The sequence below is a fragment of the uncultured Neptuniibacter sp. genome (assembly GCF_947498015.1).
Lineage (GTDB): Bacteria > Pseudomonadota > Gammaproteobacteria > Pseudomonadales > Balneatricaceae > Neptuniibacter.
Genome location: NZ_CANMIR010000002.1, coordinates 123,407 through 148,599 on the forward strand (window position 1 = coordinate 123,407; position 25,193 = coordinate 148,599).

The following is a 25,193-nucleotide window of genomic DNA, read 5'->3' on the forward strand; positions in this document are numbered from 1 at the left end:
CTTAAAAGTTAACAACGCTCTTATCTGCATTTAACTCAAATTTTTTCGCACCATGGTCCGATAAGAGATTCAGATCAAGCTGTTGTAACTTTGGAAAAACAGAAAACATCCCGACCCTCAACTGCCTCAGTGCAGCTGGGTTGGCACAAATAAAACGGTAGTGAGCGAGAATATTCTGGTGCCCTTCGGCCTCATGTTCATGTTCATGTTCATGTTCATGTTCATGTTCATGTTCATGTTCATGTTCATGTTCATCATGAGCGTGCTCTATTTTATTCAGATCGAACTCGGTACGCGAACCTTCCCTCTCAACTTCAACTGCAAAGTCGATCCTTACCTGATCAGCCCGGCATTCAGCCTCTTGGGAAAACTGAATAAGCGCATCTACCTCTTCGAGCTGATGTTTGGCACGCGTTAGCTGTTCCTGATCCTCTCTAGACACTGCAGGGTGCTCAAAGCCAACAATATTATATTGTGGCGATGAGAACATCACTTCGATTTTGGAACCTTCAGAGGCTATATCCATCTTCGCAAAACCATGCAGATGAACTTCCTGTTCTTCAAACGCAACGGCAGCGTTTTGGATTGCTAACACCGCCAGCCCCAGAACGACTCGCTTTCCTATTCGTATTGACATATCGTGCCCAACCACAAAAGCTATAATATAACATTACTATAATCATCCTATTCTCTGGTTCCAAGCCTTGAGATGAAATAGTTAAATTGATTTCTGTCAGCTGTCCCTGAATAAACCCTACAGAACTGAGCACAGTTGATTGTTATCAACCCCAGCTTTGCGCCATTAAGTTAGATTCCTGATCAGAGACAACGCAATACACGTGCCTTAGCCTAAGGCCCTTTGCGGCAAGGAGGGTGCATGAAAACCTACCTTAGCAGTGATATTGGTCGTCAGTTATCACTGATGACGTTAATCAGCCTGATCAGTATGCTATTGCTGTTCTATCTCTTCTTTAACGCGTTCAGTAATGGTTATTACACTGAGAAGCGTGCTGAATCACAGCACATGACCTCTGTCGCATCCTCCATTGTGAATAGTTTCCACCAGTTATCACTCAATGGGGATCTCACGAGTGAAGAAGCGGTTTCACTCGCTCTGGGCGCTCTGCAGGAAGCAAAGTATTCTGAGGATGGGTATTTCTGGATCAATAACAGCGCAGGTCAGATGATGATGCATCCGGTCAAACCTGAACTTAATCATCAGAATATGCTCTATTTTCAAGACCCAAACGGTCAGTTTATCTTTGCCCAATTCATAAAAGCAGCGCTTAGCGGTGGTGGCTGGATCGACTATTCGTGGATGAAACCCAGCAGTGACGACGAAGTAGTTCCTAAAGTCTCTTATGTCACCTATTTTGACCCCTGGGACTGGATTATCGGTACCGGGGTTTATCTGGATGACCTGCAAGCACAGCGCAACGATATTTTCATCCAATCAGCACGCCTTATATTTATCGTCTTTCTGCTACTGGGGCTCGCTTCCGGGCTTCTGACTAAACATAGCCTGGGAGTTATCAAGGAGATTGCGATAAAAGACCCTCTGACCCGCCTCTATACCCGTCGATTCCTGAATGAAACTGAGGGAAGCCTCATTCGGCGCGATGAGCGTGATCGAAACGGTTATCTCTATGTAATGTTTCTGGACATCGACTATTTTAAGCGGATTAATGACAGCTATGGTCATCGCTGCGGAGATACCGTACTGAGAGCTATCGGCAAAGCTCTGCAGCAACACACCCGACCGGAAGACCTCTGTATTCGTTACGGTGGAGAGGAGTTTCTGATTGTCAGTCAGGCCGATTCAGACGCGCTCATTCTTGCTCTGGCTGAACGTCTCAGAAGACAGATCCACCATCTTCAGTTCAGAGAACAGATTGAACTCACTGTGAGCATTGGCGTTGCACGCCGGCAAGCTGGCGAGCCCTTTACAGCAGTACTAAACCGCTCCGATATGAACCTCTACCAGGCAAAGCAAAATGGTCGTGATCAAGTCGTGATGTAACCCCTAAATAGTACTGTAAATCAGTTCAGCCAGTTTGGAGAGAGCGCTATGTCTTTCCCGATTCCAGAGATGGGCAAAGCTTAATCGTAAGCAGTTACGGTAACGATCCTGCGCCGTAAACAGATTACCCGGGGTGATGATCACGCCCTGCTCCCTCGCAAGACGATAACAGCTAAACAGGTCAATCTCGGGATCCAGCTCAACCCAGAGCGATAAGCCTCCTGACGGTTGACTCACCCGCAGATCTCCCAAGGGGCGCCAGTGTTGATCCAATGCGTCTATAAGCTGATCTCTCTGCTGCTGTAACAGCAGTCGCTGCTTCCGCAGATGTTTGTCATATCCCCCCTCCTGGATAAATGAGAACAGTCCCTGCTGGGTAAACTTACTGAGTGCGAGTAGATTGACCATTTTAAGCCGCATCAACTGCGGTGACTGATTTGCAACTATCCACCCCAATCGTAGCTCTCTTGAGAGAGATTTTGAGTACGACCCACACAGAATCACCCGCCCTTCCTGATCCAGCTGCTTTAAAGGCGGATGGCGTATATCAAAAGTGAGATCACCATAGATATCATCCTCCACCAGCATAAAATCGTAGTCTGATGCCAGCCTCAGCAGTTTTCTACGAGAGTCATCGGACAGGAGCGCACCTGTTGGTGTCGCAAAGGCTGGTGTGACGACACAAGCGCTGATCGACCACTGTTCCAGCGCCGCACCCAATGCATCAACATCTATCCCATGCTCAGGTGAGGAGGGGATCTCAAGTACTTTGAGCCCCATGGTTTCGATCAGTTGTAATACCCCGTAGAACCCCGGGGACTCTACAGCTACGGTATCGCCTGGCTGGCAACAGAGCTGCAACGCCAAAGATAGCGCGTGCTGGCAGCCTGCAGTCATCGTAATATCCGCTGCACTCAACCGACATCCCAGACGGTTGTAGCGTTCTGATATCTGCTGCCGTAACTGTTTTGAGCCGGATGGCTCATCGTAGTATTGATGCTCACTCCCCTTTTGGCGGCGAAGGGAGCGCGCCACGGCACGATTTAACTCTGTGATGCCTACAGGTAGCTCATGGTAGCTACCGGCCTGTGGACAGATATCAAATGCAGCACTGTGCTGCATGATATCCCGCATCAGATCACTCATATCCACCGGTTGTGGACTGCTGGTCACATCCGGCTGGGTTGGCAATGGTCGCCCCGTAGGCTGGGCACACACGTAGAACCCGGATCTAAAGCGAGCTGTAATCAATCCTGCTGCTTCCAGTCGCTGGTAAGCATGTAAAACCGTTGCTTTGGAAAGCTCCCTCAGCTGACACTGCTGCCTGATAGAGGGAAGTTTAGTTCCCGCAGGCAAAGCCCCATGCCGAATCTGCTGCTGCAACTCCTGTTCAAGATCTAGGTATAGATAGGTCATAGCTCCTCCATCTGTACCTATTATATTTATTTTTTTTATGCCTGCCCCTATTTATCTGCATCGTTATAGTAACGGTCGTATCCCCGATTCAGGCAGAGCCATGCAGCAGATAAGTAAAGGCGATATCCCTCTAAGGGAGATCACAGACCCCACTTCCCTCCCCGGAGATGGAAAATTTTATGTCAGACTGGTTGAAGGTTTTTATCAGAACCTCAGACGGTTGATCAGTTGGCCGCTGATCGTTGGATTCTTTGCGCTGGCCTGGATCCGAATTGAGGGCCAACCTCTTATCCTGTTTGATTTCGCATCGCACCGAATCTTTCTTTTTGGAAGTCAGCTCTCATGGTATGAACTCCCCATTCTCGCCGGATTGATGATTGCAGGAGCAGGGTTACTGTTTTTTATGGCGGTCGGTTGGGGCCGGATCTGGTGCGGTTTTGCTTGTCCACAGTCGATCTGGACCTGGATCTTTATCCGTCTGGAGCAACTGACAGAGGGACGAGCGGCTCAGCGCGCCAAGTATGATCGGGAAGGCCTAGGAGGGATCCGACTGATCAGAAGAGTCTCCAAACATCTGCTCTGGGCAAGTGTATCCCTGCTAACTGCTGTTAGTTTCAGCGGCTACTTTGTGCCTGTAGAGCATCTGCTTCAGGCGCTATTCACCCTTAACGCCTCTCCCTTTACCTATGGCTGGATCATAATAATGGCGTTGTTGACCTACCTTAACGCCGGATTGATACGTGAAAAGGTCTGTCTGCATATGTGCCCTTACTCTCGTTTTCAGGGGGTGATGTTTGACCGCGATACCCTGACAGTGACCTATGATCAAGCTCGCGGTGAACCTCGTAGCCACCTTAGGGGAAGCCCAGAAAATAGCGGAGATTGTATCGATTGCCATATCTGTGTTCAGGTCTGTCCTACTGGTATAGATATTCGCAACGGTCTGCAGTCTGCGTGTATCGATTGTGGAGCCTGTATCGATGCCTGTGATCAAGTGATGTCAAAACTTGGACGGGCACGCGGTTTAATTGAGTTTTACTCTGAAACACAGCTTGCTAAAGCGATGACAGAACCTCAGCCCGGCCCAGTATCGCTATTGCGGCCCAGATTGATCGGCTACTTGGCAATCACAGTGGTAACCCTTTTTGGTGTTGCCTACAGCCTGAATCACCGCTCCCCGGTTCTGATTGAGATCGCCAAAGAGCGTGGTCAACTCTATCAAGTAACAGATGAGGAGGTATGCAACACCTATCTGCTCGAGCTGGAACGCTTCTCCGATACATTGAAACAACTAAATGTCTCAGTTCAGAGTCAGGATTCAACCAACCGATTCCGGTTAGTAGGCAAACCTCTGATTGAATTATCCGGCGATCAAACCAATACCATTTATCAGGTGTGTACGCCAAAACAGGAGTTGAGCCAGCGGCAGAAAATCAGATTTATTTTTACCTCAGAGAATCTGCAGATCGATAAAATCAGTCGCTTTCTCGCCCCCTGATTGAGGAGATTCCACAGGGAACATACTGTTCGAGAGAGCCTGTGGAATCCCCCTCTTTAACTTTATTCACTGGGTATTGCGTTGGCAATCAACTGAAGCTTGGCTTCTCTGGAAAACTGCTTAATAGCGTATTCACGCTTTGAAGCTGACGCCCGATCCGGGTGTACTTCCTGCCAGACCAGCTCAACGGGCCGCCGGAGGCGCGTATATTTCGCCCCGCCGACCAGCTCCCCATTATGCTGGCGCAAACGCCTTGAAGGGGCTGTAGTTACACCGGTATATAATGAGTTATCCCGACAGCGCACGATATAAACAAACCACTCTGACATAACTCTCTCTGTAGCAGCAAAACGTAGCTGCGATCTTAACGATCGCCAAGCTATAAATAAACATTAAGGTTCGTCACAATAGAGCAGGGTATCCGAGAAAACAGAGTAAAACTTATAAATTGATTTAATTGAAAAATTAACCATTTAAAACAATAAAAAACTACGACAGAGGGAATAGTAAGGGCCTACTTATCCCATAACGCCCGTATTACAGTAATCCAGCCAAAGCGCCACCCTCTGGTTCAAACAAAATCTAATCCACATCAACCTAACCACCACCAGAAGATGTGGATAAAAAACCACCAGTTTCTATACCACGCTGTTTAATTAAATTAACCTACTGAAAAATAAGCTATTTATTAAATGTACAGATATACGACAAAATGCTGGATCACCATATAACATCAGCGTTACAGCGATTTACCCAAAACTTATCAAAGAAGTTATCCACAGATATTCTGGATAACTACTCTTAGACCCCTGCGTTGAACAGTTACACTGCGCCTGCATGTTTTCGAATCACCCCGGGAGACTGACCCACAATATTTTTAAAGGCTTTACGGAACGAGGCTTCTGTTTGATAACCGCACCGTTCCGCGATTGCAAAGACTGAAAGATCAGAGGTCCGTAACAACTCGGTAGCCTGAAGCATTCTCCACTGCGATAGATATAACATTGCGGTAGTTCCCGTGAGACGCTTAAACTCGACAGCAAACCCCGCCCTGCTCATCCCAATCTTTCTCGCTAGCATCTCCAGTGTCCAATGCCTTTCCGGTTGTGTATGGATCAGATTGAGCGCCTGCCCTACCTGAGGATGAAACAGTGCCGCCAGCAAACCTGTTTGCTCTCCCCGAGCTAGTTGGCTACGTAAAATGTGGATAAACAGTGTGTGTGTCAAATAGCTGACCGATTGATAGAACCCAGGTTCAGCTTCAACCAGTTCAGCGACAAGCAGGTGAAGCAGTGCACGAGTATTTGCCTGCCGACTGGTATCACTCAGCTCCAGAACGATAGCTGCAGGTAAACTATCGAGTAATGGCCAGTGTTGTTTATTCTCAAATTCAAAGTAGCCACAGGTCAGCCCGGTAATCTCTCCCGATTTTTTCTCTCCTATCGAAGCGACTGTCCTCGCCACTAAGTCTGGTGACGGCGGCTCACTCTCACTGCTGAGGTAGTGAGGTTCATCCCTGGGAAATACCACGAGGTCCCCTGCTGATAATAACCTCGGCGACTCACCTTTAAGGTGCAACCAACTCTTACCACTGTTCACCAGGTGGAACGGCACTCTGCGTGATCCCGACGTATCAACAGCCCAGCAGCCCTGAAATTCAGCATGAATATACACCTCAGCTTTAAGGCGTAGCCAAGATAGCATCTCACTAAGTGCATCAGTCTTCATATTTATACGATCCGACATTTTATTAAGACTTTATAGCATAGTTCGTCTATGTATTACTCGATAAATTAGATACCACCAGATCACTCGCAATGTAGCGAGGCAGGAAATCTAAGGAGTTAAACAATGAAACTACTACAACGAATGACCGCAATTTTTATGATGATGGCAGCACTGGTTGCCACCCCTTTCGCTAATTCAGCAACACCTGAAACCCGAGCAGATGGTGTTACTGTGATCCATCTGGATGAGTACAGTGGGTATTTCTCTGCGAAGGAAACTCTAGCTGGATTAAAAGCGGGTGAGTACGAATTTGTTGTAACCAACAAGTCCGATAAGCTGGTCGGCTTCCAGATTCAAAATTTCAAAACCCATGAAGGGTTGGACATGTTTCCTCTCAACCCGGGTGAACAGCGTATCTCACGGGTTACCGTTACTGAAGAGGGCGTTCGTTTTCGCTGCCCGATCAACCCGACTCCCTGGTACGACATTGATAACGTCAACTAATCAGATGTAGTCACAGGCGGCGGTTGTATAACCGCCCCTATAAACCGAGGTAACAGCAGATGGATAAGATTGAGATCTACACAAAGTCATACTGCCCCTACTGCCAGGCCGCGAAAAAGCTGCTAACCCACTTAGGCTGGCAATATAGGGAGTATGAAATCACTGGAAAACAGCAACAACAACGGGAGATGGTGCAAAGGGCACAACGCAAAACAGTACCGCAGATCTTCATTAACGATCAGCATATTGGTGGATTCGATGATTTTTCCAGTATGCTCAGGGATTCAGGGCAGATATGACTGCCCTGACACACAATTAAAAATCTGTTTTCTCTTTGAACTCACAGAGATCTTCAATCATGCAGGAGCCACATTTAGGTTTCCGGGCAACGCAGGTGTAACGACCGTGCAAAATCAACCAGTGGTGTGCATCAAGCAGAAACTCCTTAGGAATAAAACGCAGCAGTTTCTGCTCTACCTCATTCACATTTTTACCCGGTGCAATTCGGGTACGGTTTGATACCCTGAAAATATGGGTGTCTACCGCCATGGTTGGCTGGCCAAATGCTGTATTGAGCACCACATTGGCCGTTTTTCTCCCGACTCCGGGCAGCGCTTCCAAATCAGCCCGATTATCCGGTACCTCAGAATGATGTTTATCGATCAGTGCCTTACAGGTCTTGATCACGTTCTCTGCTTTCGCATTAAACAAACCGATCGTTTTAATGTATTCCTTAAGACCCTCAACACCCAGTGCATAGATCTGCTCTGGCGTATTCGCAACCGGATATAACTTGCGGGTTGCCTTGTTAACTCCAACATCGGTCGCTTGCGCGGAGAGAATGACTGCGATTAACAACTCAAATGCTGAGGAGTACTCCAACTCAGTGGTTGGGTTGGGATTATCCTCTCGCCACCGGGAAAAAATTTCATGTCGTTTTACTTTGTTCATAGTTCATCTCAACCCTAGCTGACGCTGTCCGTATCGCCGAATAGAGTCACCCAGTTGCGACCACTTTGTTTAGCCTGGTACAACGCCTGGTCCGCCTGTTCCAACCACTCAGTAGGGCTATCAATCTCATAATTAATCTCAGAGACCCCAATACTGATAGTAAATGTCAATTTGTGCCCTCCATAAGGCACGATAAGCGATTCCACTCGGGCACGCAGACGCTCCGCAAATATGAGTGCCTTATCACCATTTGTACCGGTAAGAATCGCACCAAACTCCTCTCCCCCATAGCGACCGACTATATCTGTTTTACGAACCTGCTCCTTCAGTGTGTTCGCAACGACACGAATGACTTCATCCCCAGCCTGATGCCCATAGGTATCATTCACCCGCTTAAAGTGATCAATATCAAACATCACCAGCGAACTGACTAACTGACTACGATTAAAGCGCTCAAACTCCTGATTCAGACACTCCTCCCAATAACCACGATTAAAGAGACCGGTCAGACGATCTTCACGGCTGAGAGTTTGCAGTTTTCCATTTGCATCCTGCAACGCGATCTGGCTGACAGCTGTATCGGTCACGTCGTAGATTAGGATACCCACATGATCGACCTCACCTGTAGGGGAAGTCAGAGGGATCAGGGTCACATTCTGGTACATAAAGCGGGCACTGCCAGTGATCGGCCGACTGGCTTTGAAATGGAACAGATAAGGGCGCTGTTCCCAAGAGATATAAGCCGCATTACGTAACAGAAAGACAGACTCCAGCTTATGCTGCAGCCAGCGGATTGGAAGTTCAGGAAACTTATTAAACAGCTTCTCACCTGCGACTTTCTGAGCTAGCACCCCAGAATGGTTTTCCATAAAACCATTCCATAGTTTGATCACACCCGCGCGATCCACAACAACCAGACCCACCTCAAGATTCTGGATCAGACCCAGAGTCCAGTGCAGTTCATCAATCTCCTGAAAGCTAGGTGAGTTCATCAAAAGTAACTCGCTATTTTCTGCAGGCCAGTTAAGGAATCCGGCGTAAACACCAGCATCAGTTCACACTGAAAATCATGATCATGGATCTGGTAATCGATCGATACTGTCAGCGTCTGGTCAAACTTTTCGACCTGATCAGCCATTCCGGTAAACTGATGGATAACTACCGGGGTCGCTTTGCTCAGATGCAGATCCAGCTGCTTCGAAAAACTTGAGAGAAACGCCCCAATCAATGCATTCGACAATGAGATCAGTAACTCCGTACGCTGATACTCACCTGAGGTATCTTCCACAATCAACTGAGATACCGACTCTAAACCCTCTTGAGGGAGTATCAGAAGCGCCTCTCCGGCGATCCCCCCACCGATAAACCCCTGACTCACGATCTCGCACTGTAAGCGCTGCACATCCAGAAGGTGCTCCTCCAGTACAGAAGAGGCTGTCATTCTGACAGCAGGTATCGGCAGGTGAACAAATGTATTCAGCAATCGCGCAAGCATCTCACCAGCCTGCCCCATCGCAATATTCGCTATCTCCCTGTAATACTCAGGCAGCGGGATCTCCATCTCAACCTGCTCATGGAGTTCCTCTGGATGTGCCAGTTCATCCAACAAGCCGAACTGTTGTAATACTTCTGATATATGCTCTGGAGAGGTCGGCTTCTTGATAAATTCAAGTGCGCCGAGCGCTAGTACCCGATTTCTTGCTTCAGGTTGGATATCGCCCGATACCACAATAACCATGGCAGGCAGATCCTGCTTTCGGATCCGTTCAAGTACCTGATAACCATCCATAATAGGCATATTCAGATCAAGAAAAACCAGGTCACCTTTACCTGCACGAACAGCTTCAAGTCCTTCCAGACCATGCTCTGCAAATGTTACCTCAACATTCCAGCCACGCAGAGCCGATGCCATCTGCTTACGGGCTAAACGCGAATCATCGCAGATCACTATTGGAACAGGTTGGCTCACAAGAATTCCCTACACTACACAAGAACGGAATACAGAAACCAAGAGACTAATAGATGCACAGGCAGAAAACAATTCAGCCTGTGCTATAGGAAGGTCTTATATCAATATTATCCGGTGACTCTGACCCGTTCAGGACGAACACCAGACTCAGGCGTAATCTCAGCTTTTCGCGCTTCTGTCCGGGCATCTATAACATTTTTCAATGCGATCAAGAGCCCCATCCCCACAAATGCACCGGGAGGTAAAACAGCAAAAAGGAAACCCGGGTAATCATCGACCAGCGTGATTTTCCAACTTTCAGCTACAGGGCCAAACAGGAGCTGCATATCACTGAACAGAGTGCCCAATCCTAACGCTTCACGCATCGCGCCTAAAACAACGAGTACCGCCGTAAATCCCAACCCCATCATTAAACCATCCAGTAGGGACTCCTTAATCGGGTTTTTACAGGCAAATGCATCAGCACGCCCCATGATTGCACAGTTGGTGACAATCAGAGGGATGAATATTCCAAGAATCAGATAGAGTTCGTAAGTAAACGCCTTCATCAGCAACTCAATGGCCGTTACAAACGAGGCGATAATCATGACAAAAATAGGTAAACGTACCGAATCCGGCACAAACTTACGAAATGCTGAGACTGTCAGGTTGGAACCGATCAGTACGATGGTACTGGCTAATCCCAAACCTATCGCATTAACAACCGAGCCCGTAACCGCCAGCAGAGGACAGAGTCCCAACAGCTGGACCAGTGCAGGGTTATTACCCCAGAGTCCGTCATGGGTGATCTTCTTATAATCCGCAGCCATTATTGCTCTCCTGACCTCTGAGGTACCGCCAGTTCCAACAGCTCAACCTGGTTAGCTATAAAATAATCATGCCCACGTGAGACTGCGTTGACCACTGCGCGTGGCGTGATAGTCGCACCCGTAAACTGATCAAAGGAGCCGCCATCCTTTTTAACAGCCCAGCGCTCATCGTTGCTGGCATTTTTTGTCATACCATCAAAGCTGTAGATCCAGTCTGACTTTTTAGTATCAACTTTATCTCCCAACCCCGGCGTCTCTTTATGAGCCAATACCCTCACGCCCGCAACTGAGCCATCAGCATTAAAGCCCGCGATCAGATCGATCTTACCACTGTAACCATCCGGCGCTAACAGCGGCAGAATGACCGTCGACACAGAACCGTTTTTACGCGCCCGATAGGCCACAAAGGGGGTAGTGTCCCCCCTTAGAGCAGGGGAAACCAGCTCAAGCGTATCTTCCAGAAGATCATTTTCAATGCTGCTACGTGGAACGATCTCATACAATGCCTTAGCACGCTGTTCACGCTCGTTATGACTGATCCTATCAGCGGTAGAAACCTGCGTTACCGCAATGATACCCGCACAGACAACAGCAAAAAGGCTGATAGCGCGTGTGCTGGTTTTAATCGCACTAAACATCCGCATTACACCTCTCCCTTCAGTCCACGCTTCGCCTTAGCATGACCATAAGAGCGTGGTTGTGTGTACTGATCAATAAAGGGAGCTGCCAGATTCATCAGCAACACCGCAAAAGCAACCGCATCAGGATAACCACCCCATCCACGAATAATGTAGATCAGCAGACCAATACCGATACCAAAAACTACTTTCCCCTTATTACTGGTCGCTGAGGTGACCGGATCAGTGGCGATAAAGAATGCCCCAAGCATCGTCGCCCCGGCTGTCAGATGGAAGAAAGGATCAGCATAGTTATAGGGATCAACAAGGTAGAACAGAGTTGAGGTCACAGCCAGCGTGATCAGCATCGCAGCCGGTGTGTGAATTGTGAAAACCTTCCGATAGATCAGAAAAACGCCACCCATAAAATAGGCTGCGCTGACCGCATGCCAGGCACCGATACCATCTGCAAGAACAGGCACCGAACTCCACACCTCTTCAGTCGTCAGCCCACCACGGTGACGCATCGCATCCAGAGGCGTCGCACCTGTGTAAGTATCGACTATGGCGCTATCAAGGCTACCAAAAATAAGTTTGAAGGTGTCAACAAAACCAAGGATATTCCAGCTATCACCCTCACCGTTAAGAACAAAAGGAGCTGTCCAACTGGTCATCTGGACGGGAAACGATACCAGCAGAAGCGCATAAGCGACCATGGCGGGATTAAACGGGTTCTGACCAAGCCCCCCATAAAGATGCTTTGCTACCACAATCGCAACAAAAACACCGACCAGTGTCACCCACCAGGGGACAAACGGTGGAAGCGCCAACCCCAATAACAGTGCCGTTACCACAGCACTGTAATCTTTAAGGTAGAACCCCAATGGACGTTTACGGATCTTGATAATAGTCGCTTCAAAGCCAACTGCTAACAAACACGCCCAAACTACATTGATCAAGGTTCCCCAACCAAAGAAAAAAGTCATTGCGGCCAGGCCTGGCAAGGTTGCCATTACCACCAGACGCATCACGTCTGAGGTACTACTGGCTTTATGCAGATGGGGCGAGCTGGTACGTATCAACGCCATCAGTCAACAATTCCTTAATCGGTAAAACGACTTAATGTCTGGTTTAAATTCTCAGCTTCCAGTTGGGCGGCCAGCAACTGCTGCTCGATCTCAGGAAGGTCATCTTGCTCGGCCTCACGCGCTTTACTTAATGCCCGTTCAGCTTTAGTCACTGCCGCACGTGCCATCGCAGCATCAATTTTTAGCTGTTTTAGGTCGATCCCTTCAGCCGCAGCTTTATCGTTCTGTTCGCTCTCATAAGTATCAAGGGCTTTTTTAGCCACCTCATGCGCTTGAGTTAAACGCTGAACCTCTGTTTGAAGCTCAACATCGTCCGCAGCACCGTCTAAAGCAGCCTGAGCTTTCTTAAGCTTGGTACGCACAATAGAAACCGTTTGCTTCAACGTTTTCGGATCCACTGGCGCAGCATCTGGTTGCGCTGCAGGGAGCTGCCCACCCGCCTCTAAAAACGCCTGTTTGAGCTCATTATATTTGCCCTGCAGCTTTTCAACCCCTGCTTTCATCTTATCCGCAGCGGGGCTACCAGATGCAGTGGCCGCATCAAGCGCTTTCTGAGCTTTCTCAACTTTACCCTGCATCGCTTCCATATCGGATTTCAACTCTGCCAGAGTTTCAGCAGACACCACTGGAGCCGAAGCCGGCGCTGACTGAGCGTTTTCATACTCAGCTTTTGCCTCTTTATATTTACCCTGCAGTTTCTCAACGCCCGCTTTCATTTTTTCAACGGCGGGACTACCGGATGAAACTGCTGCATCAAGTGCTTTTTGGGCTTTCTCAACTTTGCCCTGGATCGCTTCCATATCAGCTTTCAGCTCTGCCAGAGTTTCAGCAGACATCACTGGAGCCGAAGCCGGCGCTGACTGAGCGTTTTCATACTCAGCTTTTGCCTCTTTATATTTACCCTGCAGTTTCTCAACGCCCGCTTTCATTTTTTCAACGGCGGGACTACCGGACGCAACTGCTGCATCAAGTGCTTTCTGGGCTTTATCCACCTTACCCAACGCAGTTTCCATCGACGCTTTCAGCTCATCAAGATTCACTGCATTCACATCAGCTTGAGGCGCTCCCCCTGACTCTGCCTGATCATAGGCAGCCTGTGCGGCTTCAGTTTTCGCTTTCTGCTCTGCCAGTTTGGCTCTCAGTGCTTCAAGATCTCCTTCACCACTCTCTTTTGCTTTTGCCAGGGCCTTTTCTGCCTGCTTCAACTTTGTACGCGCAACAGCCGCATTCGTTTTCAGTTGCTGAATATCAACTACAGGCTGTTCTGCAGGGGCACTCTGAGCCTGATCGTAGGCTTCCTGAGCAGCTCTCTCTTTAGCCTCTAGCTCAGTCACGGTCTGACGTAGCTTATCAATATCGCCTACGCCTTTATCTTCCGCCAACTGCAACGCCTTTTGCGCTTTTTTAAGCTTGGTACGCGCAACAGCCGAGGCGGTTTTTAAGGACTTAAGGTCTGGTTCACCTGAGCTCTCTGCCTTTTCACTGTTTTGCACCGCTTTATCTTTCTTAACAGCCTGAGCCTTGGCAGCTTCTTCAGCGCGCTGTTTTCTGCGCAGCTCTTTTTCAAGCTTCTCCTGCTCTAAACGGGCCTGACGCGCTTCGAAGCGTTGGCGGGCATGATCAGCTTTACGCTGTTCAGCTTCCTCATTTCGGATCTCTGCTTTCGCAAAGCGATAGTACTGAACCAGCGGAATGTTACTTGGGCAAACGTAAGAACAGGCGCCACATTCGATACAATCGAACAGGTTGTGATGCTTCGCCTTTTCAAACTCTTTGCCTTTGGCAAACCAGTGCAGCTGTTGCGGTAACAGCTCAGCCGGACATACCTGTTCACACATGCCACAACGAATACATGGGTTGGCAGGAGGCGCGGGCGGCATCTCATTATAGGTTGCAGCGATAACACAGTTGGTTGTTTTAATCAGCGGAATTGACTGACTATCCACCGTAAATCCCATCATCGGTCCACCGATGACCAGACGATACAGATCCTTCTCACGCAACTGGGCAGACTGTAGCAGTGTCTGCAGTGGCGTACCGATTAATGCCCGCATGTTATGCGGGTGACCTAAGGCATCACCCGTTAGAGTGACGATACGTGAGATCAGAGGGATACCATTATAGACAGCATCATAGATTGCTGACGCGGTCCCAACATTCTGGCAGACGATACCCACATCCGCCGGAATATGACCACTGGGCACTTCAACTCCGGTCAGAAGCTTGATCAGCTGTTTTTCACCCCCTGAAGGGTACACCGTAGGCACAACCACGATGTCCAGATTCAACTTACTCTGCTCTGTAGCCAGCTCCAGGGCCCTGATCGCCTGAGGTTTGTTATCCTCAATACCGATCATAACGTGGTGAGGCTGCAGCAGATGTGCGATAACCTCAATGCCTTTTACCACTTGCTCTGCATGCTCCCTAAGCAGCATGTCATCTGCAGTGATATAGGGCTCACACTCCATCGCGTTCAGTATCAGGGTGTTAACGATATGATCATCCCCCAGATGCAGTTTCACATCTGTTGGGAAGCCAGCCCCACCCATTCCACTGATACCGTGATGGCGGATAAAATCGATCAATTCCTGTTTAGGAATCGCTCGGAAATCTTCAAGCCCGCTATGTTCAACCCACTCATCCTCTCCATCAGTCCTGATAACGATAGAGGGGGCAGTCATGCCTGAACTATGAGGCACAGGGCGTGCTTCAATCGCTTCAACCACACCTGAACTGGGCGCATGTACATTGACACTGATCCGCCCGACCGCTTCAGCGATCACCTGGCCTTTCAGCACACGATCACCCACAGCAACCACAACATCTGACGGCGCACCTATATGCTGTGACAGAGGAACAGATAATTGCTCAGGGATAGGAGCGATCTGAATCGGCCCACCGGTGGATTGACGCTTATTTTCTGGTGGATGAACGCCACCATGAAAAGAGAACTGAGTACTCATTTATGCCGCATCTCCCTGCTTCAACTCACCACGGAGATCGGTCACAATCAGATCAACACCCGGTTTAGGCATATCCCATTTCCAGGTATTCAGGGTTGTTTCAATCGGTAACATATCAATACAGTCAACCGGACAAGGTTCAACACAGAGATCACAACCGGTACATTCTGATTCAATCACGGTATGCATCTGTTTTGCTGCGCCTAAAATTGCATCAACAGGGCACGCCTGAATGCATTTGGTACAACCGATACATTCATCTTCACGGATATAAGCAACCTTTTTGACCGGTTCCTCTTCCACGCCCCCTTCGAGCGGAATCGCTTCTACATCCAGAAGGTCAGCAAGGGCTTCTACGGTGCTCTGACCGCCAGGGGGACATTTATTGATGGCATCCCCTTCCGAGATCGCTTCTGCATAAGGACGGCAGCCCGGATAGCCACACTGACCACATTGGGTCTGTGGCAATATGCCATCAATCTGGTCAACAAGCGGATTCCCCTCAACCCGGAAGCGAACGGAAGCGAATCCGAGGAGTAATCCAAAGACTAAAGCCAGGCCAAGCAGAGCAATAACAGCAATTAAGATAATATCCACTCTGAGTTCCCTAGATCTGCACCAGACCGGTGAAGCCCATAAACGCCAGTGACATCAGACCCGCTGTCACCATCCCGATCGCCGCTCCCTGAAAAGGCACAGGAACATCGGCTACCGCAACGCGCTCTCTGATCGCTGAAAAAAGAATCAGTGCCAGCGAAAAGCCAAGCGCTGCACCAAAACCGTATACGATCGAATCGATAAAGCCGTTCAGCTTTTTAATATTGAGTAACGCGACGCCCAGCACCGCACAGTTCGTCGTAATCAGGGGAAGAAAGATACCCAGCACTTTATAAAGCAGCGGACTTGTTTTCCTCACAACCATCTCAGTGAACTGTACGACTACAGCGATCACCAGAATAAAGGTGATCGTCTGCAGATACTCCAGCGCCAGGGGTTGAAGAAGGTAGGTATATGCGAGATAACTGCAGACAGATGACAGCGTCAGTACAAAAGTCGTTGCCAAAGACATGCCCATCGCAGTTTCCAGTTTATTGGAAACCCCCATGAAGGGACACAGTCCTAGGAACTGAACCAGTACAAAATTATTGACCAGTACAGTACTGATCACTATGAGAAGATATTCTGTCATAAGATCCGTGCAACTAAATGGCTTAAAAACCAGTGTCTTAAGCAAAGATTAGATTTTGCTAAAGTTTACCTTTTCTTATAAGGATTAGGTATAGCGTTAATCTGATATAGCGCAAAAAACAGGGAGGTCTCCCTCCCTGCTTTCATGATCAGATTAGTTCTGCAGTAGCTTCAGTGCAGCCTGCAGTTTTTCAGCTGTAGTTTTACCTTCCAGAGCATCAACGTTGACCTTCACAGCTCCTGCAAGATCAGCCTCTGTTTCCAAAAGGGTCAACATGCCAGCGCGATCAAACAGATCACCTACCGTCGCCAACTGATCACTGACAGACTCTAGCTGTGACTGATTAAATGCCACAACTGCACGCCCCTGCTCAAACAACAGAGCTTCCAGACTGTAAAGTAGCTCCTGACGCTGTACAGCATTTTCACCCGTGATCGTCACTGTCGCAGCCTGCTGTCCAAAGCGGATAACACGGTCAGATACAGAAACATTGGATTCACTAACGATCTTCCCTTCCAGATCTGACAACTGTTGCGAATCTTCTTCGATGATCATCCCCGCTGCAACCGTTGCATTGCTCAGGCGATCAACAATGATAAAAGAGCCTGTACCATGGTGTGAACGATATTCGTCGGCTACGACAGCACGCTCAAGGGTGACCTCACAACGTGCGATCTCATTAAGCTCCAGTGACGATGCCGGAGACTGCTCGAGAGTATTCACATCCACGCGGTGACGCACATGACTGATACCTCCAGCCACACGTGTAGTATTCAGTTTCACTTCATATTGGCGGCCAGCCTGAAGAGACTCTTCAGCCATCCAGACCACCATCGCATCAAAGCGGTTAGTACTGGCTGGTACGGAATCACTGTGAACCAGGACATCACCCCGGGAGATATCGATCTCATCCTCCAGCGTCAGCGTCACAGCCATCGGTGGGAACGCTTCCTCAATCTCACCCTCAAAGGTCACAATCGATTTAACTTTGCTCGATTTGCCTGAAGGCAATACAGTAACCTCATCACCCGGGCGGACAATGCCTGACGTCAATGTGCCGCAGTAACCGCGGAAATCCAAATTCGGGCGGTTAACATACTGAACAGGGAAGCGTAGATCATCAAAGTTTTGATCATTAGCGATCTCAACATGCTCCAGCGTTTCCATCAGCGGCTCACCATCAAACCAGCTCATCGATTCAGATGGCGACACGACATTGTCGCCCTTCAACGCCGAAATCGGTACAAACTGGATATCTGGCAGATCAAGCTGTTTTGAGAACTCAATATAATCTGCTTTGATCTCTTCAAATCGCTCTTCGCTGAAGTCGACCAGGTCCATTTTGTTGATCGCAACGATGGTGTGTTTGATACCCAACAGCGAGACAATAAAACTGTGGCGTTTGGTCTGAACCTGCACACCATGGCGTGCATCGATCAAAATAATTGCCAGATCACAGGTTGATGCCCCTGTCGCCATGTTGCGCGTATACTGCTCATGTCCCGGCGTATCTGCGATAATAAATTTACGCTTGGAGGTAGAGAAATAGCGATAAGCGACATCAATGGTGATGCCCTGCTCACGCTCTGCCGCCAAACCATCAACCAGTAGCGCCAGATCCAGCTCTTCACCGGCATTACCGACACGTTCGTTATCTTTCTGAATCGCAGCCAACTGATCCTCATAGATCATCTTAGAGTCATGTAACAGACGACCGATCAGGGTGGATTTACCATCATCTACGCTACCGCAGGTCAGGAAACGCAGCAGCTCTTTATTCTCATGCTGATGTAAATATTCTTCGATATCAGAAGCGATCAGATCACTTTGGTGGCTCATTACTCTCTCCTTTGGAGAAGCTCCCCGCTAACCAGGCCGGAAGCTATAAATCATTTCAATCTAATGGCGCTTAACAGTTCATATAACGCCAGTACCTAAACGACAGGGGTTAGAAATAACCTTCCATCTTTTTCTTCTCCATGGAGCCTGAGCTGTCATGGTCGATGGCACGCCCCTGACGTTCCGACGTAGTCGTCAGCAACATCTCCTGAATAATTTCAGGTAGCGTTGCCGCATCAGATTCAACCGCTCCTGTTAGCGGATAACATCCCAGCGTACGGAAGCGAACACTCTTCATCTGAGGCACTTCACCCTCCTCTAGAGGTAAACGCTCATCATCCACCATAATCATCAGACCATCACGCTCAACAACAGGACGCTCCGCAGAGTAATACAGCGGTACAATTGAGATATTTTCCAGGTAGATGTACTGCCAGATATCCAATTCTGTCCAGTTAGACAGTGGGAATACGCGAATACTTTCACCTTTATCCACCCGTGTATTAAACACATTCCATAGCTCGGGGCGCTGACTTTTCGGGTCCCAACGATGATTCTGATCACGGAAGGAGAATACACGCTCTTTCGCACGGGATTTCTCCTCATCACGACGCGCACCACCAAAAGCAGCATCAAACTGATACTTATCCAGAGCCTGCTTCAGTCCCTGAGTTTTCATCACATCAGTGTGCTTTGCAGAACCGTGTGTAAACGGGCCGATCCCCATATCCACACCTTCCTGATTAATATGCACAATAAGATCCATGCCAGCTTCTTCAGCCATCTTATCGCGGAACTCAATCATCTCCTTGAACTTCCAGGTAGTATCCACATGCATCAGTGGGAACGGAGGCTTACCCGGCGCAAACGCCTTACGCGCCAGATGCAACATCACGGCAGAATCTTTACCGATGGAGTAAAGCATGACCGGGTTATCAAACTCAGCCGCCACTTCACGAATGATATGGATACTCTCAGCTTCTAATTGCTTGAGATGCGTTAAACGATGTTCAGGTAAAGCACTCATCTGGAAATACTCTTTCTATTTAAACGTTGTGGACCTGCCCTTTCAGGAGCACACAAGGTACAGCTATCCAATATTGCGGCGCATTATCGCAGCCTATCTAATAAAACACAAAAGAATAAATAATTACTTTTTTATTACTTAATGGAATACAAAACCTATCCTTTATATAACTAGCTATAAATTCACTGCTTAAGCATATAAGTTATAAACAGATTCCCAATTATTATTTTGAGTTATATAAAAGCTCATCTATTATGCCGCCAGATTATTGTTGGACAGGTTTACCCATGGAACTTGCGTATAGCTTTGCAGGATTAGTTGTTGGCTTCATTGTTGGCCTCACCGGTATCGGTGGAGGCGCGTTAATGACGCCTATCCTGATTGTTGTATTTGGTATACCGCCGATTATTGCGGTCAGTACCGATCTCTTATACGCCGCAATCACAAAATGTGGTGGCATGATCTCCTATGCCCGCAAAAAACTGGTCGAATGGAAAATTGTAGCCATGCTGCTGGCAGGCAGCATACCTGGTAGCCTGATCACCATCAGCTACCTGCAGAGCCTTGAACATCTGGAGCAGATTGAACACCTGATGAATCTGACATTGGGTATCTCCTTGGTATTAACATCAGTTGCTGTTTTTTTACGTAATAAAATTCGTAACCAGGCGATGAAATGGCAGCATACCGTCGCAGCCACCCATGCCCGCAGGCTGCGCCCTATCGTTACGATTTTGATGGGCATCATTTTGGGGGGACTGGTAACGCTCTCCTCAGTTGGCGCTGGCGCTCTGGGCACAGCCCTATTGATTCTTTTGTACCCACGCATGACGATGCCTTCGATCGTGGGTACTGATCTGGTTCACGCAGTGGTATTAACCGCGATTGCTGGAGCAGGTCACTATCAGATGGGCAGCGTTGATCTCGACCTGCTCGTCTATCTCCTGATCGGTTCACTACCGGGCGTATTTATCGGAAGCCACATCGGCACCCGGTTATCACCCAAAGTGATGCAGCCCATCATGGGATCCATATTATTAGCCATCGGCCTGCGATTTGTACTCGCAGGTTAAGTAACCCTAAAAGTGAGGTGTCCGGTTACCTAAGTAGCCAGGCAAGGGAAATTAGTTATGTATCAGTATACCGAAGTCGACCAGAAGCTGGTTGATGAACGCGTTGAGCAATTTAGAGATCAGACACGCCGATTCCTGGCGGGAGAGCTGCCGGAAGATGACTTCCTGGCACTGCGTCTGATGAACGGTCTGTATGTACAGCGCCACGCACCTATGCTTCGTGTCGCAGGCCCATACGGCATGTACAACTCTGCACAGTTGCGCAAGCTGGCACATATCGCCCGGACATACGATAAAGGGTATGCGCACTTTACAACACGTACCAATTTGCAGTTCAACTGGCCAAAGTTGGAAGAGGTGCCTGATATTCTGGCTGAACTGGCATCGGTTCAGATGCATGCAATCCAGACATCCGGTAACTGTATTCGTAACACAACAACCGATCAGTTTGCAGGCGTCATTGCTGATGAAATTGAAGACCCCCGCCCATACTGTGAGATTATTCGTCAGTGGTCATCTCTACATCCTGAGTTCGCTTACCTACCGCGTAAATTCAAGATAGCTATCTCTGCAGGCCCGACAGACCGTGCGGCTACACAGGTTCACGATATTGGCCTGCATATTGTTAAAAATGATGCTGGCGAAGTAGGTTTTGAAGTGCTGGTAGGTGGCGGACTTGGCCGTACTCCTGTTATCGGCAAACAGATTCGTCCTTTCCTGGCGAAAGAGGACCTGCTCTCATACCTGGAAGCGATCATTCGCGTTTACAACCTGAATGGTCGTCGTGATAACAAATATAAAGCACGTATCAAGATACTGGTTCAGGCGATGGGAATTGAGAAATTCCGCGAGCTGGTTGATGCCGAGTGGGAACAGATCCGCGAGACTGATCTGAAACTCCCACAAGCAGAGATTGAACGCGTTCAGGCCTTCTTCAAGCCATTTGATTATGATTCAACGGCAGCTGAAGATACCACTCTGGCGACAAAGCTAGCTGAAGATGAAGCGTTCCGTGTTTGGTATGAACGCAACACAGTGGAGCATAAAGTTGCGGGGTACCGTATCACTTACGTCTCCCTGAAACCTTACCTGCAACCCGCAGGCGACGTAACCGATGAGCAGCTGGAACTGATAGCTGACCTGGCGGACAAGTACAGCTTTGGTGAGATCCGTGCGACCCATAACCAGAATCTGGTACTGGCTGATGTCAAGAAAGCAGACCTTTATGCTGTTTGGCAGGTCCTGGCGGAAGCTAATCTGGCACGTCCAAACATCGGCACACTGACCGATATGACTGTTTGCCCGGGAGGCGATTTCTGCGCATTGGCAAATGCCAAAACGCTGGGTATCGCAGATCAGATCAACCGTAAATTTGAAGATATGGACTACGTTCATGATCTCGGTGATCTGAAATTCAACATGTCCGGCTGCATCAACGCCTGCTCCCACCACCACGTAGGTCATATCGGCGTGTTGGGTGTAGATAAGAAAGGTGAAGACTGGTACCAGATCACTCTGGGCGGTGATGACGGCTCTGAAGCTGCACTCGGCAAAGTAATCGGTAAAGCGGTTGCCGCAGATAAAGTCGCTGATACGCTAGAAAAAGTGATCGAAGTATACGTAAACAACCGAATTGAAGGCGAACGCTTCATTGATACCTTCCGCCGAATCGGTATGGCCCCATTTAAGGAGTATGTCTATGCCCCTGCTAATTAATCGTGAAGTTGTCAATGACAGCTGGACACTGATCAACGAAGAAACCCTGGAGCAGGCTGGCGACATTATCGTACCGCTGGCCCTGTACCTGGAGAACCAGGACAGATTGGATAACCGTGAAGGGCAACTGGCCGTTCAGGTCAATGGTGATGACGATCTAAACCCGGTGCTTGAGAACCTGGATCGATTCCCTTTGATCGCGGTAGACTTCCCTGCCTTCAGGGATGGTCGAGGATTCAGCATAGCCAGATTGCTGGTACGAGCGGGCTATAAAGGTGAGATCAGAGCCACCGGCGACATCGGTCGTGATCGGATCGCCTATCTGGAGCGTTGTGGATTTACAGCGATTCAGGTCCCAGAAGAGCTGTGCAAGCCGGAACTCCTTGAAGCATTTACGGAAGTGAGTAACTACTACCAGAGTGCTGAAGACGGAGTTCGTCCGGTTTATCACCAGCAGTAACCCAATAGAGACGGTGAGGGTCCCTATGATGAGTGAGCAACTAAGTGCAGAGCTGCAGGCTAAAGTAGAAGCTGTTGCAGCCCTACTGAACAAAGGATTTAGCGATCACGAAGGTTCGCTGGTCTTTGCTAACAGTCTTGGCGCCGAGGACGTGGTTATTGCTGACCTGATCAGTAAATACTGCCCTCAGATCAGTAATTTTGTACTGGACACCGGCAGACTACCAGAAGAAACACTTAAACTGCTGGCCGATGTCCGTCAGCAGTACCCCAACCTGAGCATTGATGTTTACTACCCTGAAGCAGCTGATGTGGAAGGTTATGTGGCAGAGAACGGCATCAATGCGTTCTATGAATCTCAGGAGATGCGTAAAGGCTGCTGTTTTGTTCGCAAGATCAAACCCCTTAAACGCGCCCTTTCAGATAGGAAAGCATGGATCACAGGCCTGCGCCGTGAGCAATCGGTGACCCGTGACGAGATCCAGTTCGAAGAGTGGGATGAAGGCAATAACATGCACAAACTCAACCCTCTGGCCGACTGGTCCGAGAAAGAGGTTTGGGCCTACATTAAAGCTGAGAATGTTCCCTACAACGAGCTACATGACAAGCACTATCCAAGCATTGGCTGCGCTCCATGTACCCGCGCAATTTCAGTCGGGGAAGATGTCAGATCCGGTCGCTGGTGGTGGGAAAACCCAGAAAACAGAGAGTGCGGTTTGCACCCAGCGACACCTCTGAATTTTAAAAATTGATTTCCAGGGGTGGAAGGAATCCACCCCGAACAGGAGACCATTCTGCGCCTGCTTTCAGGTTATACTTTTACCCGTCCACGTCCCCCTTCATCCGGCAAGATAATCGTGGGAACGGATTGTTAAGGTATTCGGCAGGCCGCAGACTTTTTCAGCTCATCCACTCGTGCTAACTCCACCGCCAAAGGGTTACCCTTCCAGGGCGAAGAGAAAAACCGCTCTAAATGACTCGCATCAACATCTGTAATCGACCTATAAAGCCATTCTGGTTTTTGATCTTTATCGATCAGTAACGCTCTTATCCCCTCAGCTAACTCCCCCTCCTGACAGCAGCGTGTCGTCAGTATCATCTCCGAAAGAAAGGCCTCGCGTAACGACAGGTGACGACTGCGCTTTAACTGTTCATGGATGATCGCAGCAGCCAGCGGGCTCCCCTTCTGCAGACGAGATTGAGCAGAACGCCACCAACCGGAATCAACCGAACTCTGCAGAATAGCAGCGCTGATTGCTGCAGCGCTCTCAAACCCGGTCACATTCTGGATCTGCTTGTAATGACGCAAAATATTAGATGGCGGAGCGCTTTGCTTATGAGTGCAACACTCCAGCTGCTTTAACACCCGAGTGACGGTTTGACTGGCAGATCCACTCCAGTCAGCATTCTGTAGATCACTGATCATCTGCTCCCACCTCTCCGACCGGATATATCGATCCGCCATCCCCAGCGCCAGAGCATCCGCAGCGTTTATCTCACATCCGGTTAATCCAAGAAACTGACCAATGCCTTCAGGTATCCGATTAAAAAACCAACTCGCGCCCACATCAGGATAAAGTCCAATCGATACTTCTGGCATCGCCATCCTGGTTTTTTCAGTCACAATCCGGTAACTACAGCCATTCATGATCCCCATTCCGCCGCCCATAACGATGCCATTACCCCAGCAGATGATCGGCTTAGGATAGCTGTAGAAGGTGTAATCCATCGCATACTCAGCCATAAACCACCTCTCTATGAAGGCCTGATCGATCTCCCCCTGTATCGCATGATAAAGCTGGACAATGTCTCCACCAGCACAGAATGCCCTTTCACCACTACCCCTCAATAGAAGGGCCACTACCGAGTCATCTTTCCGAACCTGATCCAGGCAGGGACGGATCATCTCAATCATATCCAGGCTTAAGGCATTGAGTGAATCAGGTGCATTCAACCTCACCTCAACCAGCTTCTTACCCTCAGCACATGGATGTTCCACAAAAAGCACACACGCCATCACGCTCAACCTATCGACCATAAACAAACACTATCACTGCCCACATCCCTTCCACCTGTAATAACTGCGTGCACTTTTCTGAGGCAATCACCTCAAGCCTGCATCAAAACTATCAAACTGCTGGTAAACTTACCTTTAAGAAAACAAACAGATAGCCCGTGCAACGCCTGCCATCCCAAGCTTTCGCTCTACTCCATTGAAATCAGAGCAAAACTCTTTATAGCAGGCATACAGGTTGCATAACTATACTGAAACCATGTGCACCTTGCCTCAATGAACACCTCGCAGCGTACTGCAGGTAAACTGTCTG

24 protein-coding genes are annotated in these 25,193 nt (G+C 48.8%); 8 read left to right on the forward strand and 16 right to left on the reverse strand.

All coding sequences use genetic code 11. The features are described from left to right. Position 1: 1 nt before the first annotated feature. Positions 2-637, reverse strand: a complete 636-nt coding sequence (locus tag Q0882_RS02850) for a DUF2796 domain-containing protein (protein WP_299177769.1) — start codon at positions 635-637, stop codon at positions 2-4. 240 nt (positions 638-877) lie between these two features. On the opposite strand from Q0882_RS02850, the gene Q0882_RS02855 reads away from it, so the two are divergent. Continuing rightward, positions 878-2,020, forward strand: a complete 1,143-nt coding sequence (locus tag Q0882_RS02855) for a diguanylate cyclase (protein ID WP_299177771.1) — start codon at positions 878-880, stop codon at positions 2,018-2,020. Positions 2,021-2,023: 3 nt separating this feature from the next. On the opposite strand, the gene Q0882_RS02860 is transcribed toward Q0882_RS02855, so the two are convergent. After that, the gene (locus Q0882_RS02860; protein ID WP_299177772.1) at positions 2,024-3,436 is read right to left on the reverse strand and encodes a PLP-dependent aminotransferase family protein; all 1,413 of its coding nucleotides are present in this window, start codon (positions 3,434-3,436) and stop codon (positions 2,024-2,026) included. Positions 3,437-3,536: 100 nt separating this feature from the next. On the opposite strand from Q0882_RS02860, the gene ccoG reads away from it, so the two are divergent. Continuing rightward, positions 3,537-4,934, forward strand: a complete 1,398-nt coding sequence (ccoG, locus tag Q0882_RS02865; RefSeq protein WP_299177773.1) for a cytochrome c oxidase accessory protein CcoG — start codon at positions 3,537-3,539, stop codon at positions 4,932-4,934. 62 nt (positions 4,935-4,996) lie between these two features. On the opposite strand, the gene Q0882_RS02870 is transcribed toward ccoG, so the two are convergent. Next, positions 4,997-5,263: a GIY-YIG nuclease family protein gene (locus Q0882_RS02870; protein WP_299177775.1), complete on the reverse strand. Its 267-nt coding sequence runs from the start codon at positions 5,261-5,263 to the stop codon at positions 4,997-4,999. A gap of 493 nt (positions 5,264-5,756) precedes the next feature. After that, the gene (locus Q0882_RS02875) at positions 5,757-6,662 is read right to left on the reverse strand and encodes an AraC family transcriptional regulator (RefSeq protein ID WP_299177777.1); all 906 of its coding nucleotides are present in this window, start codon (positions 6,660-6,662) and stop codon (positions 5,757-5,759) included. 123 nt (positions 6,663-6,785) lie between these two features. On the opposite strand from Q0882_RS02875, the gene Q0882_RS02880 reads away from it, so the two are divergent. Together Q0882_RS02880 and grxC are read left to right on the forward strand one after the other, a co-directional pair. After that, on the forward strand, positions 6,786-7,166 hold the full coding sequence (locus Q0882_RS02880) for a hypothetical protein (RefSeq protein ID WP_299177779.1): 381 nt from the start codon (positions 6,786-6,788) through the stop codon (positions 7,164-7,166). 59 nt (positions 7,167-7,225) lie between these two features. Next, positions 7,226-7,465 (forward strand): glutaredoxin 3, encoded by a 240-nt coding sequence (gene grxC, locus Q0882_RS02885; protein WP_299177782.1) that lies wholly within the window; start codon positions 7,226-7,228, stop codon positions 7,463-7,465. A 16-nt stretch (positions 7,466-7,481) separates the two neighbouring features. On the opposite strand, the gene nth is transcribed toward grxC, so the two are convergent. From nth to cysD, 11 genes are all read right to left on the reverse strand, one after another. Next, positions 7,482-8,117 (reverse strand): endonuclease III, encoded by a 636-nt coding sequence (nth, locus tag Q0882_RS02890; protein WP_299177784.1) that lies wholly within the window; start codon positions 8,115-8,117, stop codon positions 7,482-7,484. Positions 8,118-8,131: 14 nt separating this feature from the next. Continuing rightward, the gene (locus Q0882_RS02895; protein WP_299177786.1) at positions 8,132-9,109 is read right to left on the reverse strand and encodes a sensor domain-containing diguanylate cyclase; all 978 of its coding nucleotides are present in this window, start codon (positions 9,107-9,109) and stop codon (positions 8,132-8,134) included. Next, positions 9,109-10,086: a response regulator gene (locus Q0882_RS02900; RefSeq protein WP_299177788.1), complete on the reverse strand. Its 978-nt coding sequence runs from the start codon at positions 10,084-10,086 to the stop codon at positions 9,109-9,111. The genes Q0882_RS02895 and Q0882_RS02900 overlap by 1 nt, the downstream gene beginning before the upstream one ends. Positions 10,087-10,193: 107 nt before the next feature. Beyond that, positions 10,194-10,895 (reverse strand): electron transport complex subunit E, encoded by a 702-nt coding sequence (locus Q0882_RS02905; protein WP_299177790.1) that lies wholly within the window; start codon positions 10,893-10,895, stop codon positions 10,194-10,196. Further along, the gene (rsxG, locus tag Q0882_RS02910) at positions 10,895-11,539 is read right to left on the reverse strand and encodes an electron transport complex subunit RsxG (protein ID WP_299177792.1); all 645 of its coding nucleotides are present in this window, start codon (positions 11,537-11,539) and stop codon (positions 10,895-10,897) included. Before rsxG ends, Q0882_RS02905 begins: the two co-directional genes overlap by 1 nt. Continuing rightward, positions 11,539-12,600, reverse strand: a complete 1,062-nt coding sequence (rsxD, locus tag Q0882_RS02915; protein WP_299177793.1) for an electron transport complex subunit RsxD — start codon at positions 12,598-12,600, stop codon at positions 11,539-11,541. Before rsxD ends, rsxG begins: the two co-directional genes overlap by 1 nt. Before the next feature lie 14 nt (positions 12,601-12,614). Further along, positions 12,615-15,563 (reverse strand): electron transport complex subunit RsxC, encoded by a 2,949-nt coding sequence (gene rsxC, locus Q0882_RS02920; RefSeq protein WP_299177795.1) that lies wholly within the window; start codon positions 15,561-15,563, stop codon positions 12,615-12,617. Beyond that, positions 15,564-16,160, reverse strand: coding sequence for an electron transport complex subunit RsxB (gene rsxB, locus Q0882_RS02925; protein WP_299177797.1), 597 nt, complete (start codon positions 16,158-16,160; stop codon positions 15,564-15,566). It lies immediately after the preceding gene. 10 nt (positions 16,161-16,170) lie between these two features. Continuing rightward, positions 16,171-16,752 carry an electron transport complex subunit RsxA gene (gene rsxA / locus Q0882_RS02930; RefSeq protein ID WP_299177799.1) on the reverse strand — a complete coding sequence of 194 codons (582 nt, stop codon included), beginning with the start codon at positions 16,750-16,752 and terminating at the stop codon, positions 16,171-16,173. A gap of 153 nt (positions 16,753-16,905) precedes the next feature. Next, positions 16,906-18,591: a sulfate adenylyltransferase subunit CysN gene (gene cysN, locus Q0882_RS02935; RefSeq protein WP_299177801.1), complete on the reverse strand. Its 1,686-nt coding sequence runs from the start codon at positions 18,589-18,591 to the stop codon at positions 16,906-16,908. Between the two features lie 109 nt (positions 18,592-18,700). Next, positions 18,701-19,618: a sulfate adenylyltransferase subunit CysD gene (gene cysD, locus Q0882_RS02940; RefSeq protein WP_299177804.1), complete on the reverse strand. Its 918-nt coding sequence runs from the start codon at positions 19,616-19,618 to the stop codon at positions 18,701-18,703. A 287-nt stretch (positions 19,619-19,905) separates the two neighbouring features. On the opposite strand from cysD, the gene Q0882_RS02945 reads away from it, so the two are divergent. Genes Q0882_RS02945 through Q0882_RS02960 form a run of 4 tightly spaced genes read left to right on the forward strand, consistent with a single transcriptional unit; the run spans position 19,906 to position 23,618 of the window. Beyond that, positions 19,906-20,691 carry a sulfite exporter TauE/SafE family protein gene (locus tag Q0882_RS02945; RefSeq protein WP_299177807.1) on the forward strand — a complete coding sequence of 262 codons (786 nt, stop codon included), beginning with the start codon at positions 19,906-19,908 and terminating at the stop codon, positions 20,689-20,691. Positions 20,692-20,748: 57 nt separating this feature from the next. Beyond that, on the forward strand, positions 20,749-22,407 hold the full coding sequence (locus Q0882_RS02950; RefSeq protein ID WP_299177810.1) for a nitrite/sulfite reductase: 1,659 nt from the start codon (positions 20,749-20,751) through the stop codon (positions 22,405-22,407). Then, positions 22,391-22,867, forward strand: a complete 477-nt coding sequence (locus tag Q0882_RS02955; protein WP_299177813.1) for a DUF934 domain-containing protein — start codon at positions 22,391-22,393, stop codon at positions 22,865-22,867. Before Q0882_RS02950 ends, Q0882_RS02955 begins: the two co-directional genes overlap by 17 nt. A gap of 28 nt (positions 22,868-22,895) precedes the next feature. Then, on the forward strand, positions 22,896-23,618 hold the full coding sequence (locus Q0882_RS02960) for a phosphoadenylyl-sulfate reductase (protein WP_299177816.1): 723 nt from the start codon (positions 22,896-22,898) through the stop codon (positions 23,616-23,618). A gap of 119 nt (positions 23,619-23,737) precedes the next feature. Here the strand turns inward: Q0882_RS02960 and Q0882_RS02965 are convergent, their stop codons facing one another. Further along, on the reverse strand, positions 23,738-24,904 hold the full coding sequence (locus Q0882_RS02965) for an enoyl-CoA hydratase/isomerase family protein (protein ID WP_299177819.1): 1,167 nt from the start codon (positions 24,902-24,904) through the stop codon (positions 23,738-23,740). Positions 24,905-25,193: the final 289 nt, after the last annotated feature.

Excerpts from the sequence above, each read along its gene's own strand:
- Q0882_RS02850 (WP_299177769.1), bottom strand. The coding sequence starts at position 637 with ATGTCAATACGAATAGGAAAGCGAGTCGTTCTGGGGCTGGCGGTGTTA.
- Q0882_RS02855 (WP_299177771.1), top strand. The coding sequence starts at position 878 with ATGAAAACCTACCTTAGCAGTGATATTGGTCGTCAGTTATCACTGATG.
- Q0882_RS02860 (WP_299177772.1), bottom strand. The coding sequence starts at position 3,436 with ATGACCTATCTATACCTAGATCTTGAACAGGAGTTGCAGCAGCAGATT.
- ccoG (WP_299177773.1), top strand. The coding sequence starts at position 3,537 with ATGCAGCAGATAAGTAAAGGCGATATCCCTCTAAGGGAGATCACAGAC.
- Q0882_RS02870 (WP_299177775.1), bottom strand. The coding sequence starts at position 5,263 with ATGTCAGAGTGGTTTGTTTATATCGTGCGCTGTCGGGATAACTCATTA.
- Q0882_RS02875 (WP_299177777.1), bottom strand. The coding sequence starts at position 6,662 with ATGAAGACTGATGCACTTAGTGAGATGCTATCTTGGCTACGCCTTAAA.
- Q0882_RS02880 (WP_299177779.1), top strand. The coding sequence starts at position 6,786 with ATGAAACTACTACAACGAATGACCGCAATTTTTATGATGATGGCAGCA.
- grxC (WP_299177782.1), top strand. The coding sequence starts at position 7,226 with ATGGATAAGATTGAGATCTACACAAAGTCATACTGCCCCTACTGCCAG.
- nth (WP_299177784.1), bottom strand. The coding sequence starts at position 8,117 with ATGAACAAAGTAAAACGACATGAAATTTTTTCCCGGTGGCGAGAGGAT.
- Q0882_RS02895 (WP_299177786.1), bottom strand. The coding sequence starts at position 9,109 with ATGAACTCACCTAGCTTTCAGGAGATTGATGAACTGCACTGGACTCTG.
- Q0882_RS02905 (WP_299177790.1), bottom strand. The coding sequence starts at position 10,895 with ATGGCTGCGGATTATAAGAAGATCACCCATGACGGACTCTGGGGTAAT.
- rsxG (WP_299177792.1), bottom strand. The coding sequence starts at position 11,539 with ATGCGGATGTTTAGTGCGATTAAAACCAGCACACGCGCTATCAGCCTT.
- rsxD (WP_299177793.1), bottom strand. The coding sequence starts at position 12,600 with ATGGCGTTGATACGTACCAGCTCGCCCCATCTGCATAAAGCCAGTAGT.
- rsxC (WP_299177795.1), bottom strand. The coding sequence starts at position 15,563 with ATGAGTACTCAGTTCTCTTTTCATGGTGGCGTTCATCCACCAGAAAAT.
- rsxA (WP_299177799.1), bottom strand. The coding sequence starts at position 16,752 with ATGACAGAATATCTTCTCATAGTGATCAGTACTGTACTGGTCAATAAT.
- cysN (WP_299177801.1), bottom strand. The coding sequence starts at position 18,591 with ATGAGCCACCAAAGTGATCTGATCGCTTCTGATATCGAAGAATATTTA.
- cysD (WP_299177804.1), bottom strand. The coding sequence starts at position 19,618 with ATGAGTGCTTTACCTGAACATCGTTTAACGCATCTCAAGCAATTAGAA.
- Q0882_RS02945 (WP_299177807.1), top strand. The coding sequence starts at position 19,906 with ATGGAACTTGCGTATAGCTTTGCAGGATTAGTTGTTGGCTTCATTGTT.
- Q0882_RS02950 (WP_299177810.1), top strand. The coding sequence starts at position 20,749 with ATGTATCAGTATACCGAAGTCGACCAGAAGCTGGTTGATGAACGCGTT.
- Q0882_RS02955 (WP_299177813.1), top strand. The coding sequence starts at position 22,391 with ATGCCCCTGCTAATTAATCGTGAAGTTGTCAATGACAGCTGGACACTG.
- Q0882_RS02960 (WP_299177816.1), top strand. The coding sequence starts at position 22,896 with ATGAGTGAGCAACTAAGTGCAGAGCTGCAGGCTAAAGTAGAAGCTGTT.
- Q0882_RS02965 (WP_299177819.1), bottom strand. The coding sequence starts at position 24,904 with ATGGTCGATAGGTTGAGCGTGATGGCGTGTGTGCTTTTTGTGGAACAT.